Annotated in this window: 9 protein-coding genes; 7 read left to right on the forward strand and 2 right to left on the reverse strand. The window is 61.0% G+C overall.

Annotated elements, in window-relative coordinates; all coding sequences use genetic code 11:
* Position 1: 1 nt before the first annotated feature.
* Positions 2-2,071, reverse strand: a complete 2,070-nt coding sequence (locus O6760_RS30725) for an ATP-dependent helicase (protein ID WP_269586417.1) — start codon at positions 2,069-2,071, stop codon at positions 2-4.
* A gap of 183 nt (positions 2,072-2,254) precedes the next feature.
* On the opposite strand from O6760_RS30725, the gene O6760_RS30730 reads away from it, so the two are divergent.
* From O6760_RS30730 to O6760_RS30740, 3 genes are read left to right on the forward strand one after another with little or no spacing between them, the layout of a single operon-like run.
* Positions 2,255-3,016, forward strand: coding sequence for an ImuA family protein (locus tag O6760_RS30730; RefSeq protein WP_269586418.1), 762 nt, complete (start codon positions 2,255-2,257; stop codon positions 3,014-3,016).
* Positions 2,931-4,454, forward strand: a complete 1,524-nt coding sequence (locus tag O6760_RS30735) for a Y-family DNA polymerase (protein WP_269586419.1) — start codon at positions 2,931-2,933, stop codon at positions 4,452-4,454. Before O6760_RS30730 ends, O6760_RS30735 begins: the two co-directional genes overlap by 86 nt.
* Positions 4,451-7,711 carry an error-prone DNA polymerase gene (locus tag O6760_RS30740; protein WP_269586420.1) on the forward strand — a complete coding sequence of 1,087 codons (3,261 nt, stop codon included), beginning with the start codon at positions 4,451-4,453 and terminating at the stop codon, positions 7,709-7,711. Before O6760_RS30735 ends, O6760_RS30740 begins: the two co-directional genes overlap by 4 nt.
* Positions 7,712-7,802: 91 nt before the next feature.
* Here O6760_RS30740 and O6760_RS30745 read toward each other — a convergent pair whose 3' ends face one another.
* A complete protein-coding gene (locus O6760_RS30745; protein WP_269586421.1) occupies positions 7,803-9,212 on the reverse strand; it encodes a hypothetical protein in 1,410 nt (469 codons plus the stop codon).
* Between the two features lie 501 nt (positions 9,213-9,713).
* On the opposite strand from O6760_RS30745, the gene O6760_RS30750 reads away from it, so the two are divergent.
* The 4 genes from O6760_RS30750 (at position 9,714) to O6760_RS30765 (ending at position 14,291) form a co-directional block, all read left to right on the forward strand.
* Complete coding sequence (locus O6760_RS30750; RefSeq protein ID WP_269586422.1) at positions 9,714-10,625, forward strand: LysR substrate-binding domain-containing protein; 912 nt, start codon at positions 9,714-9,716, stop codon at positions 10,623-10,625.
* 280 nt (positions 10,626-10,905) lie between these two features.
* The gene (locus tag O6760_RS30755) at positions 10,906-11,826 is read left to right on the forward strand and encodes an ABC transporter permease (protein ID WP_269586423.1); all 921 of its coding nucleotides are present in this window, start codon (positions 10,906-10,908) and stop codon (positions 11,824-11,826) included.
* Positions 11,792-12,682 (forward strand): ABC transporter permease, encoded by an 891-nt coding sequence (locus tag O6760_RS30760; protein ID WP_269586424.1) that lies wholly within the window; start codon positions 11,792-11,794, stop codon positions 12,680-12,682. The genes O6760_RS30755 and O6760_RS30760 overlap by 35 nt, the downstream gene beginning before the upstream one ends.
* Before the next feature lie 37 nt (positions 12,683-12,719).
* Complete coding sequence (locus tag O6760_RS30765) at positions 12,720-14,291, forward strand: glutathione ABC transporter substrate-binding protein (protein ID WP_269586425.1); 1,572 nt, start codon at positions 12,720-12,722, stop codon at positions 14,289-14,291.
* Positions 14,292-14,422 lie beyond the last annotated feature (131 nt).

Here is a 14,422-nt window from a genome sequence, read left to right on the forward strand (position 1 = left end):
GTTAGCGCCACATCCCGCGCATCCGCGCCCCCACATCGAGGCGCATCTGCCGCGGTCCGGCATTGCTTGTCTGGCCCGGCGCGACCACCGGCCAGGTCCTATTCTCGAAAAACTGCAACAACATAGCGGGAATGAACCGCGTCCGCGAGGCATAGACATGCCGGTCGCCGGTCGAAGACTGTCCATGCGTGAAGAAACGCTGCGGGACGACAAGGTTGAGGCTGTCCTTCGCCCGCGTCATCGCCACGTAGAGCAGTCGCCTTTCTTCCTCGATCTCGTCGGTCGTGCCGACCCCCAGATCGGAGGGAATGCAGCCGTCGACGGTGTTGAGGACGAACACCGAGCGCCACTCCTGCCCCTTGGCCGAATGGATGGTGGAGAGGATCAGGTAATCCTCATCGAGCAGTGGTACGCCAGCCTGGCCGGAGGTCGCATCCGGCGGGTCGAGCGTCAGCTCAGTCAGAAACCGCTCGCGCGACGGATAGCCGGCGGCGATATCCTCAAGCTGCAGGAGGTCCGCGCGGCGCATTTCGAAGTCTTCATGAATGCGCTCCAGATGCGGCTCATACCACGCCCTGATCCGCCCGATCTCTGCCGGCCAGCCCATCTGGGCAGTGCGGAGGTCCGCGATCAACGAGACGAGACCCGGCCAGTCGGCTGCGGCACGCGACGGCGCGGGCAGGGCGGCGAGCGTCTCGACGGGATCCGCGGTTTCGCTAACGGCATCGAGAGCGGTTTGCGCCGAGGCCGGGCCGACACCGGGCAAAAGCTGCATCAGCCGGAAGCCGGCCACACGATCGCGCATGTTCTGGGCGAAGCGAAGTGCTGCCAGCATGTCCTTCACATGGGCGGAATCGAGGAACTTCAGGCCGCCGAATTTCACGAAGGGAATGTTACGGCGGGTCAGCTCCACTTCCAGCGGGCCGCTGTGATGGCTCGCCCGGAACAGGACGGCCTGGTCTTTCAGCCGCATGCCGCCCTCGCGGTTGTCGAGCACCTCGTCGGCGACGAAGCGCGCCTGATCGCCCTCGTCGCGGACTGTCGCCAGGCGCGGCTTTTCATTGGAGGCGCGCTCCGTCCAGAGGTCTTTCGTGTAGCGCTCCTGGGCAAGACCGATCACGCCGTGGGCGGCCGCGAGGATCGGTTGCGTTGACCGGTAATTGCGGTCGAGCGTGATCACGTCGGCCTTCGGTGAGAATTCATTCGGGAAGTCGAGGATGTTGCGCACCGTGGCGGCGCGGAACGAATAGATCGCCTGTGCGTCGTCGCCGACGACCGTCAGGCCGCGCCCGCCGAGCTTGAGCGCCATCAGGATCGACGACTGCAGGCGGTTGGTATCCTGATATTCGTCGACCAGGACATGATCCCAGCATCCGCCGATCTCATCGGCAAGCACCGGATCGCCCATGGTCTGCGCCCAGTAGAGCAGCAGGTCATCATAATCGAGGACGTTCTGGATTTGCTTGGCCTCGACATAGGCCGCGAACAGGTCCTTCAGCTCTTTCTCCCACGCGGCACACCAGGGGAAGTTCGCCCTGAGGATTTCATCCAGCGGCGCCTCGGCATTGACGGTGCGCGAATAGATCGAAAGACAGGTGCCCTTGGCGGGAAACCGGTTCTCGGTTTTCGAGAAGCCCAAATCGTGCCGGGCGAGGTTCATCAGGTCGGCGGAGTCCTCGCGGTCGTGGATCGTGAACTGCGGATCGAGGCCGAGCTCGATGGCGTATTCCCGGAGCAGCCGCGCCCCGATCCCGTGGAACGTGCCCGACCAGGCAAGCCCGTCCGCCATGATCCCCGCCTTGTCGCCAAGTGCTTTCGTGCAGATCCGCTCGACCCGTTTTCCCATTTCGGCGGCCGCGCGGCGGGAGAAGGTCATCAAAAGAATGCGCCGCGGATCGGCTCCGGAAATCACGAGTTGGGCGACCCGATGGGCGAGTGTATTGGTTTTCCCGGAGCCTGCGCCGGCAATAATTAGCAACGGCCCGCCGATGCCGCCATCGGGCAGATCGATGCCGTGCAGGACCGCGGCCCGCTGATTGTCGTTCAATTTTTCCAGATGCGCTGCGCTCATCCCGTCCCGCCTCAAACCCTTGGGAATCAACGATGCGCGTCCCACGCATCGGCGTTTTCTGCCGGTCGAGGTGGCCTGAGCCCATCAAAGAGTCCGATTGACTCAAAACCGGAAAGAGAACAAATAATGAACATACCGGAGATTTTCGCCGTTGCAAAGCCTTAAAGGAGACCTTTCCGCGTCATGCCGAGCCATTCGGTCAGTCCCGCTATTTCCGAGCTTCGAGAGCGCATCGCGCATCTTGAAGGTCCGGGGGGACGTGCGCGCCCGGTTCTGCCCTTCGGGCTGACAGACATCGACCGAAGGCTTCCGGGAGGAGGGCTGGGGCTTGGGTGTCTGCATGAGGTGGCGGGCGGCGGCAATGGCGCCGTGGATGGGGCGGCCGCCGCGCTGTTTACGGCCGGGATCGCGGCGCGCACCAAGGGCAAGGTGCTCTGGGTGGTCACGCGGCCCGATCTTTTCGCGCCGGCGATCGCGCAGGTCGGGCTCGTGCCCGACCGGGTAATCCATGTCGAGGCCGGCGACGAAAAGGCGCTGCTCGCCTGTTTCGAGGAAGGGCTTCGCCATGGCGGGCTCGGCGCCGTCGTCGCCGAAACTGCGCGCCTGCCCATGACCGCCTCGCGGCGCCTGCAACTGGCTGCCGAGGGCTCCAACACGATCGGCCTGGCGCTGCGCCGGTGGCGCCGGCAGACCGAGGCCGGCGATTTCGGGCAACCGACCGCCAGCATCAGCCGCTGGCGGGTCTCCGTCCTGCCGTCGCAGCCCTTGCCGGTGCCCGGTCTTGGCCGCGCCCGCTGGCTGGTCGAACTCATCCGATGCCGCGCCGGAGAAAGTGCAGATTTTGAAGTGGAGGCGTGTGATGACACGGGTCGTCTCGCTCTTCCTTCCGAGGTGGCCCACAGATCGCCTCAGAAGGAAATCGGGCGACGCATCGCCTCCGGCTGATGCGCCGCTCGTCATGGCCGGGCGGGCCGGCCGCCGCCGTCTGATCACCGCGCTTGATGCCAATGCCGAACGGCTTGGCGTGCGCATCGGCATGGCCGTCACCAAGGCGCAGGCTCTGGTGCCGGGACTGATCATTGCCGATTCTGATCCCGCCGCCGAGACCGAGGGCCTGACCAAGCTGGCGCTCTGGGCGCTGAAGCGGATTTCGCCTGTCGTCATGGCCGACCCGCCGGACGGGCTGATGATCGATACGACCGGCGCCGATCATCTGCATGGCGGAGAGGCGACCATGCTTGCCGATATGATCAAGCGTTTTGCCGCTTCCGGCGTCGAAGCCCGCGCCGCGGTCGCCGATACCTGGGGCGCGGCCCATGCCGCGGCCCGGTTTGTCGCCCGGCCGGCCATCATCATTCCGCCCGGCGAGGGTGAAGCCATGCTTCGGACCCTGCCGCTGCAGGCGCTCCGGCTCGATCCCGGAACGGTGTCCGGCCTGATCACCCTCGGTTTCGAGACGGTGGGCGAGCTCCTCAAGCGGCCGCGCGCGCCTCTGGCCCTGCGGTTCGGCCCGGAGATCGGCCGAAGGCTGGACCAGGCGCTCGGCCGGATCGCCGAGCCGGTCGATCCCGTCCGGTCGCCGGAGCTGATCGAAGCGCGAAAGGTCTTCGGGGAGCCGATCGGCGCCGCCGAAACTATTGCCCGCTATATCGCCAAACTGGTCGATGCCCTTTGCGCTAAACTCGAGAAAGCCGGGCTTGGGGCCCGGCGGCTCGATCTCCTCTTTCACCGGGTCGACAACACGATGCAATTCATCCGCACCGGCATGGCCCAGCCGGTGCGCGATCCAAAACGCCTGACCCGGCTCTTCCGCGACAAGCTGGAAACCGTCGATCCGGGGTTCGGGATCGAGATCATGGTGCTGGTCGCCATCGAGACCGAGCCGGTTCGTGAAAAGCAGACGATCTCCTCCCTGGTCGAGGAACCCGAGGCGGACGTTTCCGACCTCGTCGATGTGCTCGCCAACCGGGTCGGCGATCGGATGCTTTGCCGGTTTACACCAGTGCAAAGCGATGTGCCGGAACGGTCCGTGGCGCGCATTCCGCCGCTGGCGCCGGAAACCGGGCTGACCTGGGAGGGCGACTGGCCGCGGCCGCCGCGCCTCCTGCCTCGGCCCGAGCCGGTCGAGACCATGGCGCTGCTTCCCGACCATCCGCCCGTCTGGTTCACATGGCGCGGCGTGCGCCGCCGGGTCCGCCGCGCCGACGGTCCGGAACGCATCCGTGGCGAATGGTGGAAACGCGATGCCGAACTGACGACGGTCCGGGATTATTTCCGGGTCGAGGACGAGGCGGGCGAACGCTACTGGCTCTTCCGCTCCGGAGACGGCGAGCATGAGGACAGCGGTTCGCAACGCTGGTTCCTGCACGGGATCTTCGGATGACCGGGCCGCGCTACGTCGAGCTGCAGGTCACGACGCATTTCTCGTTTCTGCGCGGCGCCAGCAGTTGCGACGAGCTCTTCGCGCGCGCCGCCGAACTTGGCATCGCGGCGCTTGGCGTCGTCGACCGCAACTCGCTGGCCGGTGTCGTCCGGGCGCTCGAAGCCTCCCGGCAGACAGGCGTCCGGCTGGTCGTCGGCTGCCGCCTCGACCTTGCCGATGCTCTGCCGGTCCTGGTCTATCCGACCGACCGGCCGGCCTATGCCCGGCTTTGCCGCCTGCTGTCGCTCGGCAAAGGCCGCGCGGGGAAGGGCAAGTGCTACCTCGAATGGGCTGACCTCGTGGTTTACGGGGAGGGGCTGATCGCGGTTCTCGTGCCGGATCGCGCCGATGATGACTGCGCGCTGCATCTGAGACGGCTGCGGGAGGCCTTCGGCGACCGCGCCTATGTGGCGCTGACATTGCGCCGGCGTCCCAACGATCAGCTCCGCCTCTGGCAGCTCTCGAACCTGGCCGCCGCGGCACGGGTTCCGACTGTCGTCACCAATGACGTGCTCTTCCACGAGGTGGGTCGGCAGCTCATGCAGGATGTGGTGACGGCGATCCGGCACAATGTCACCATCGACGAACTCGGCCATCGCCGGGAGCGTTTCGCAGACCGCTATTTGAAACCGCCGGAAGAGATGCACCGGCTGTTCGAGCGGTATCCGGAGGCGCTTGCTCGGACCGCAGAGATTGCGGATCGCTGCAGGTTCTCGCTCGAGGAGCTGGCCTATCAATATCCGGAGGAGAAGCTCTATCCCGACCTGACCCCGCAACAGGCGCTCGAAAAGCTCACCTGGGAGGGCGCGGCTGAGCGCTATCCCGAGGGCCTGCCCGACAAGGTGCGGTCCAATCTCAATCACGAGCTGGCGCTGATCGAGAAGCTGGACTACGCGCCGTATTTCCTGACCGTGAACGCGATCGTGCGCTTCGCCCGCTCCAAGGATATTCTCTGCCAGGGCAGGGGATCGGCCGCCAATTCGGCCGTCTGCTATGTCCTCGGTGTCACCTCCGTCGACCCCGACCGCAACGACCTGCTCTTCGAACGTTTCGTGTCGGAGGAGCGGCGCGAGCCGCCTGATATCGATGTCGATTTCGAGCATGAGCGCCGCGAGGAGGTTATCCAGTGGGTCTACCAGACCTATGGGCGCGAACGGGCTGCGCTCTGTTCCACCGTTATCCGCTACCGCTCCAAGGGTGCGCTGCGCGATGTCGGCAAGGCGCTCGGCCTGACTGAGGATTTGACCAAGACGCTCTCGTCGCAAGTCTGGGGCTGGTCGGAGGGCGTTGAGCAGAAGCACGCCGAGGAGCTGAACCTCAACATGGGCGACCGGCGGCTGCGCCTTGCTATGGAACTCGCCCACCAACTCGTCGGCACTCCGCGCCATCTCTCCCAGCATCCCGGTGGCTTCGTACTGACCCACGACCGGCTCGACGAGCTGGTGCCGATCGAACCGGCGGCCATGGAGGACCGGCAGGTCATCGAATGGGACAAGGACGACATCGATGTTCTGAAATTCATGAAGGTCGACGTGCTGGCGCTCGGCATGCTCTCCTGCATGCGCCGCGCCTTCGACCTACTCGCCGCGCACAAGGATATCCGGCTCGATCTCGCGACGATCCCGGCCGAGGATCCGCGCACCTATGCGATGATCCGCAAGGCCGACACGCTCGGCACCTTCCAGATCGAAAGCCGGGCCCAGATGGCGATGCTGCCGCGCATCAAGCCGCGCACCTTCTACGATCTCGTCATCGAGGTCGCCATCGTCCGGCCCGGACCGATCCAGGGCGATATGGTCCATCCCTATCTGCGCCGCCGCGAGGGTAAGGAAGAGGTGACCTTTCCGAAGCCGGAGCTCGAGGCGGTGCTCGGGAAGACGCTTGGTGTGCCCCTGTTTCAGGAACAAGCCATGCGCGTCGCGATCGAATGCGCGGGCTTTAGCGCCGGCGAGGCCGATCAGCTCCGCCGCGCCATGGCGACCTTCAAGCACACCGGCGGTGTCTCGAAGTTCGGCACCAAACTGATCGAGGGTATGGTCGGTAACGGCTATGACCGCGAGTTCGCGGAACGCACCTTCAAGCAGCTCGAGGGCTTCGGTTCTTATGGTTTCCCTGAAAGCCACGCGGCTTCCTTCGCACTGATCGCCTATGCCTCCTCCTGGATGAAATGCTGGCACCCGGATGCCTTTTGCTGCGCGCTTCTGAATGCCCAGCCGATGGGCTTTTATGCACCGGCCCAGATCGTCCGCGATGCGCGCGATCATGGTGTCGAGGTCCGTCCGGTCTCCATCAATGCGAGCCGCTGGGACTGCACGCTCGAACCCAACGATGATGACCACAGCCGTTTCGCTGTCCGTCTGGGACTGCGTTTGGTGAAGGGTCTGGGCAATGCGGAAGCGGCGCGTTTGGTCTCTTGCCGCGAGGATCACGAGTTCGTCTCGGTCGACGATCTCTGGCGCCGCGCAGGCGTTCCAGCCGCCGCCCTGATCGAACTCGCAGAAGCCGATGCGTTCAGGCCGTCACTTGGCCTCGCCCGGCGCGAGGCGCTCTGGGCCATCAAGGCGCTACGGGACGAACCGCTGCCGCTCTTCGCCGCCGCGGCCAATCGCGAGGCCGGCATTATCCCCGAGCAGGCCGAACCGACAGTTTCCCTAAAGCCGATGGAAGCGGGCCGGGAGGTGGTCGAGGATTACGGGCATGTGGGCTTGAGCCTGCGCCGCCACCCGGTTGCCTTCCTCCGGGCCGATCTGTCCCGCCGCCGGTTCGTGACCTGTGCGGAAGCGGTCGCCTTGCGCGACAGCCGCTGGGTCAATGTCGCCGGCCTGGTCCTGGTGCGCCAACGGCCAGGGTCGGCCAAGGGGGTCATGTTCATCACCCTTGAGGACGAAACAACGGTCGCCAATCTCGTCGTTTGGTCCAAGGTCTTCGAGAAATACCGGCGTACCGTGCTCGGCTCGGGCATGCTCGGCGTCAAAGGACGGGTTCAGCGGGAAGGCGAGGTGGTCCATATCGTCGCCCGCGAGCTGATCGATCTGTCTTCAGAGCTTGCGAGTGTGGGAACTCGCAACGAGGCCTTCCCGCTCCCGCATGGGCGCGGCGACGAGTTTCATCATGGGTCGCCGGCGCCAGATCCGCGCGGGATGCCTAAGCCGAGGGACATGTTCGACCCCTATGGCCATATCGACGAGATCAAGGTGAAGACGCGGGACTTTCGATGATGCGCAAGGCGGAGCGGCTCTCTGTTGTGTCTTTCGTTGATCGAACTCGAGCGCGCCGCATTCTGCCACATAGTGAACTGGCCTCTATTGATCAGGAGGATCCACTCTGCTGGCCGGAGTTCCAAATCAACAATGCGGTGTACGCGCCCAGAAGCGACGAAACGATACCGAGGGCAATTAACGCTGAAGACATCGCCGTCCCATACGTCTGAATGTTGATGAACAGGGCCAAGCCAGCGGGAAGCACGACGGTCGCAGATATTACTGCGGCTCGTCCAAGAAAACCTGGGAAGATGCCGATCCATGGCTCGCTGATGGAGCGTGGGTCGATCTGCTCCGAGGCCAACAATCTGCGCAACTCAACCAGTTGCGTAGCGAAGAAGGCCTGTAAGGCCAGGACCGCTGAGACGACCCAGAAGCCGATATCACCAATAGGAATTGATGCTCCAAACACAGAGATCCGGTCAGGATTGCGGGCAAGATCGCTCTGCACAACGATATGCAGATCATTCAGGCGCAGCGTTTCGCGACCATTTTCCGCGTAACGGCTGAGAGCGGGAAATGCGAGCTCGAATTCAGCATCGCTCCAGCCGGCAACAGCGCTCGTTCTCTCTTCGTAGAAGGCTCGAAACGCCATTCTTGCAGAAGACGTTTCCTCTTGGGCATTAACAGGAATGGCGATGGTATCTGTGTCTCCGCGCCCGTCGCCCCTCGAAAGCAAGGTGCTTGAGAACAAGACGGCGTTATATCTCAGATGACCGTCAGATCGACACCACCAGTTCTCAACTCCGCACTTAAGATCAGTGTAGCTTCCGCTGCTGGTATCCACTCCCGTGAGTTTTAGAACGACCTCGCTAAATCCACTATCAAAGGGAATATCCTCTCTGATGTTCAGGATTTCATCAAACCAGCGATCAGAAGCTTCATCGATGTCTTCGGCAAAATATAGTCGGCGATAGCGCAGCCTTCGCGGAAACGGCGGCGGATCGAGAGAAATCGACTTCACGGTAATCCGACCAAGGTCGTTCCAGAAGTCCTTGAATTGCGCAATGTTTGCTGGCATCGCGAGATGGATTTCCCGCTTTCCTCCGGACTGGTCGATACGCCTCGCCTGTTCTCTCAGAGCGTCTAGAGTGCCAGGAAGTGGCAAGACGGACCAGGGCTCCACGCTTTTTGCCACCAATCCCGGGTTCTTGTAGGCGTCGATATGGTCGGACCCATGATCCTGAGGTGCAAAAACGAGCGGTTTGTCCAGAAGCACCGGAGACGATCCAAAACCGGTAGTGCTGCTCGCCCATTCTGACAACCAGACCGCGCTCGTGTCCCACGTGGATGCCAGGGAGCGAACCTGCTGGAGTTCAGTGTCAACTGCCTCAAGATCATTGCCGTCGAAACCCCAGATTGACGCGAGCGTGACGAAGCAGACAAGAGCGATGTTGCGCTGAGAGGAGCGAATTGCCTTCAGCAACTCGTTGATCTTGTCGTAAATGGGCTCGGACATGTGGGAACTACTGGATCCGTCGATTAAAATGCCTTGGGCTCTACAAACAAAGCTGCCTCAAGCATCCATTGTGTAGGACCATGATTGCCACTCTAGCAATATTGAGCCGAGCCGTCCTCCAGGACGCCATTCCAGAAAACACCTCGCGGGTCGGAATTTCCCGGTTCTCGAAGTCTGTCGCTATCACCGAAGCACTGCTGCGGTTCGCGACATCGTAGGGGTGACGGTCTGTGCGGGTGGAATTGCCGCCGGCTTCGAGGATCGGAAGCGTTCCAGCGAGATGATCCTAAGGGTTGATAATGTGATACATCGCAGAATGTGCATGTCGGCTCGCCACCGCGCGGTATACATGTGACGCCAGCCTATGGGAGGCAAACAGGTGCCGCTCCCGGTTGACGCACCCTATGTCGATCACATCCAGTCATTATATCATTTGATTAGGTACGGTGTTTCTGCGCGAAATGTTATGGTTGAGTATTGATTTCATAGGGAGGGTCGAGTTTGCATCTGAATCCGAGGCAACTTGAAGCGTTTCGGGCGGTCATGATGACGGGAAGCATGACCATCGCCGCCGAACTGCTGCAGATTACCCAGCCAGCCGTCAGCCGCTTGGTGAAGGATCTCGAAAAAGAACTGAAGTTTCGATTGTTTCGACGCGACCGTAACCGGCTCATACCGACCCAAGAAGGTACAACGCTCTTTGCAGAGGTCGACAGGTATTACTTTGGCATTGATCGGATTGCGAAGATTGCAACGGAACTCCAGACAACCAGAGCTGGTTCGCTGCGAATTGCAGCTATGGGAGGGCTTTCGCTCAGTTGTATCCCCGAAGCGATAAGCCGATTTCGTGAAGGCAGATCTGCGGTCAATGTAACGGTCGAAAGCCTAAACTCCGTCTCAATACTGGAACTCGTCGCAGGGCGGCATTTCGATGTGGGCTTTGCGCAAGTTGGCGGCGAATTTCCTGGAGTTGATCTTAAACCGTTGCCGCCGGTCGAAGCGGTATGCGTCGCTCCGGCAGAATATGACATAGCCACAAAGCCGAGCATTGAGATTGAGGACTTGAAGGATCTTCCATTTATTTCTCTGGGAAAGAACAGCCCTTTTCGCCTCCGGGTGGATCAGGCGTTCGAAGTTGCGGGGGTCTCCCGACAACTCCTTCTCGAGACGTCACTGTCTGCAAGCGTGATAGGTCTTGTCGCGTCGGGGCTAGGCGTTTCCATAGTCGATCCTTTCACAGCGGCGACGTTTGCCAATGGCCGGTTTGCAATTCGACCGTTCAGCCCGCGACTAACCTTTGATGTTTCGGTCATTACGCCAAGCCATTTCCAAAATTCGAAGCTTTGCGATGAGTTCTCCAATATTATGAGAGGCTTGTTTAGGGCAATGGAAGCGTCTCCTGTCGGCGCGTAAGCTCCACCCGTCAGGCTGATGCAGACGTGGCGGATGAGCATTTCGTCTGCACTGCACTGCACTGCTCAGCGAGATTATCGGGCCAGTCCGCGGACCTACTCAGCAGTTCAAATCGAGATCGGAAACGCGGCCGTCATGCGTCGATGTCGCCCCATTCGAACGGATTTCTGCATAATATTATGTTATGTCCTGAACACTCTACGTACAGTTGCCTAATACCTTGCCTGCCCACAAAATGACATTGTTGTGACAGGCGCAATCAGGGAGGAAGCCAGCGACCATGGTGAATTACATCCTCAGACGCCTGCTGATGCTCGTGCCAATGCTGCTCGGCGTATCGATCGCCGTTTTCTTGGTCCTTCACCTTATTCCGGGTGATCCCGCCAGGATGGCCGCCGGGCCGGATGCTTCGGCGTCCGACATCGAGCAGATCCGGGTGAACTACGGCCTCGATAAACCTTTGCCCGTCCAATACGCAATTTATCTCGGCAAACTCCTCCAGGGCGATCTTGGAACTTCGTTTCGGACCCTTGCGCCGGTGTCGGAAGGTATCGCCCGAACTTTTCCTGCGACCTTGGAGCTGACGATCGCGGGGATGGCAATCGCGGTCTTATTGGGTGTTCCCCTCGGTATCTATTCCTCGCTTCATCCGCGCGGGCCTGCTGACCGAATTGTCACCAGCATCGCGGTGCTGGGCATCTCCACACCCGGGTTCTTCCTGGGCCTCGTCCTGATGTTCGTGTTCTCATTGCAATTAGGGTTGCTACCGCCGACAGGCCGCGGAAGTCTGGCCCATCTCGTGCTCCCCGCCGTGACGCTGGGTTTGCCGTATGTCGCAACGTTTGCCCGTTTGACCCGCTCGACCATGCTCGACGTCTTGTCCGAGGATTTCATTCGGACGGCGAGAGCCAAAGGTCTCTCTTGGCGCAAGGTCACCTACCGTCATGCGTTACGGAATGCGGCCATTCCGATCGTCACAGTCCTCGGCCTCGATTTCGGCCGTCTCCTTGGTGGCGCGGTGATCGTGGAATCCGTTTTCGCCTGGCCGGGTATGGGCCGCTACATGGTCGAGGCGATCCTGGCGCGCGACATCTATGTCGTACAGGGAACGATTCTCGCGTTCGCGGCCGCGGTTGTCATCGTCAATCTAATCGTGGACTTGATCTATGGCGTTCTCGACCCTCGTATCACCTATGCGTAAGCAAGAGAACGCGCCGAGCTTCTTCGGCTATCTTGTCCATCGCAAGAATTATGTTGCGCTCGCGGCCTGTGCTGTTGTCGCAGCTCTTGTGGTCGCCGCTCTATGCGCGCCATGGCTTTACAGCTGGGAAACGGCGACGCGAGTCGACCTCCTCAACTCATTAGAGCCGCCTTCCTTAAGCCATCCGCTCGGAACGGATGAACTTGGAAGAGATCTACTTGCCCGGGTCGTTTGGGGCGCGAGGATCACTTTGCTCGTCGCCTTGTTGGCGGTCACAATTGCCATGGTGGCCGGTGTCATAATCGGTGGGCTTTGCGGTTATTTCGAAAACTGGTTCACCGGCATCGTGATGCGTCTGATCGACTCGCTCATCGCCTTTCCGCGAGCGTTGTTCGCAATCGTCATCGTGACGATCCTCGGGCCCGGCGTCGTCAGCCTGACGCTCGCCATTGGCATTTCGACCATCCCGGCCAACGTCCGCTTGTTTCGCGGACCGGTACTCGCGTTGAAGCACCGGCAGTTCACGATGGCTGCCAAGTCGCTCGGCGCCCGGGATCTGAACATTCTGTTCTCCCACATCCTGCCCAATACGACGTCCTTGGTGATCGTACAGGGAACGCTCTCGCTGGCGGAAGCGATCCTGATCGGCTCCGGATTGAGTTTCCTGGGATTGGGACCACAACCGCCGATCCCGGAATGGGGTGCGATGATCGCTGGATCTCGGGCGCAATTCACGTTGCACCCACACGTGATCTTCGCGCCGGGCCTTGCTCTGTTTCTGGTCATCTTGAGTTTCGACCTCATCGGCGACGCGCTTCGCGACTACATCGATCCGCGTTCGCGAAAGGCCCTTTGATCCGCAAAGCCAAACTCGAAACGAAAGGGGAGTAACAATGAAGGCTTTCATGAAACTAACAAGGCGTTCCTGCCTGGCGCTGGGACTCGGCCTATTGACCGCGACCTCAATGATGTCGCCTACAACGGCATTGGCCCAATTCAATCTCCGTGTGGTGCAGGGTTCTGACGTCGACACGCTCGACCCGCATGTGTCGCGCAGCATTCCGTCACAGATTGTGTTCAGCAACGTGTTCAACAAGTTGGTGAAATGGAATGGCCCATCCCTGTCCGAGATCGTACCGGATCTCGCGGAGTCTTGGTCGACTTCCGAGGACGGTCTCACATGGACCTTCAATCTACGCGAGGGTGTCAGGTTTTCGGACGGCACGCCCTTCAACGCTGAGGCGGTGAAATTCAATCTTGATCGTATCGTTAGCCCGGAGCTTGGTTCGCCCAACGGATCGCAGCTCGAGGCGATAAGCGAAATTAATGTGGTCGATGATTACACCGTCGAGATCAAGACAAACGCGCCGTCACCCACTCTGCTGGAAAAACTGGCGGAGATGTATGCCTCCATGAACAGCCCCACTGCCGTTCAGAAGGATCCCGCCACCTACGCTCAACACCCCATCGGAACCGGCCCCTATTTGGTCTCGGAATGGATTCCCGGCGAGCGCGTTGTAATCGAGCGCAACCCAGACTACTTCGGCACACCCGGAAAGCCCGAGACAATGACCTTCCGCCCCATCCCTGAAGGGGCCGCGCGGGCGATCGAGCTGCAAACCGGCAACGCCGATATTGCGCTCAATATCGCACCGGAATCGGCGGCTCAGATCAGGGACGACTCCTCGACGGAGCTTCTTCTCGAACCGAGTTCGTTCCAGATTTTCTTTGAGCTCAACACGGCAAAACCACCTTTCAGCGACCCACGCGCGCGCCTGGCAATCAACCACGCGATTGACCGTGAGGCGATCATCAACAAGATCCTCAGTGGCTATGGTGAGGTCCCTGAGGGTATCTTCCCGAAGGGAGTGCAGGGCCAAGTGCCGCAGCGCCCTTACTCATTCGATCCAGACAAAGCCCGCGAATTGCTGGCGGAAGCATTTCCAGGCGGTGTCACCGAACCCATTGTCATCTGGACACCAAACGGCCGCTATCCGAAGGACAAGACCGTCGCAGAGGTCGTCCAGAGCTACTTGAACGAAATCGGTCTGAAGACCGAGTTCAAGGTCTGGGAGTGGGCGGCATACCAGAAGACTCTCTACAATCCTCAACCGGGCAACGGCACCGGGTACGGCAGCAACGACTCCAACATGTGGTTGCTTGGCACTGGGATTACGCAAGCGGACTGGCGCACCCGCCGCAAGTTCTACAGCACCGACCCGTCGAACCTCACCGGCTACAACAACCCAGAGGTCGATGCGCTTCTCGACAAGGCAGCGGTTGAACTCGACTATAACAAACGCATGTCCTACTTCGCCGAGTTGCAGGACATTGCGTGGAACGAAGCACCGAACGCTCTAACCCTGTTCAACGATGTCCAGTTGATAGGCATTGCGAAAGGGATCGAAGGCCTCGAGGTCTATACGACCGGCCTGATCGATCTCGACCAGGTCTCAAAAGAGTGATCCTCCCAAGCTCACTGACCTGAAGAGAGACCCGGGCGGCCGTTAGTCGTGCCCGCCTGGGCCTCGCCAACATCGAATTTGAACAGATCAGATTTCTTCGCGGGTCGGCCCGAGCGTGCGCATGCTGTGGC

This window comes from Roseibium sp. Sym1 (genome assembly GCF_027359675.1).
In the GTDB taxonomy this organism is placed as follows: Bacteria; Pseudomonadota; Alphaproteobacteria; order Rhizobiales; family Stappiaceae; genus Roseibium.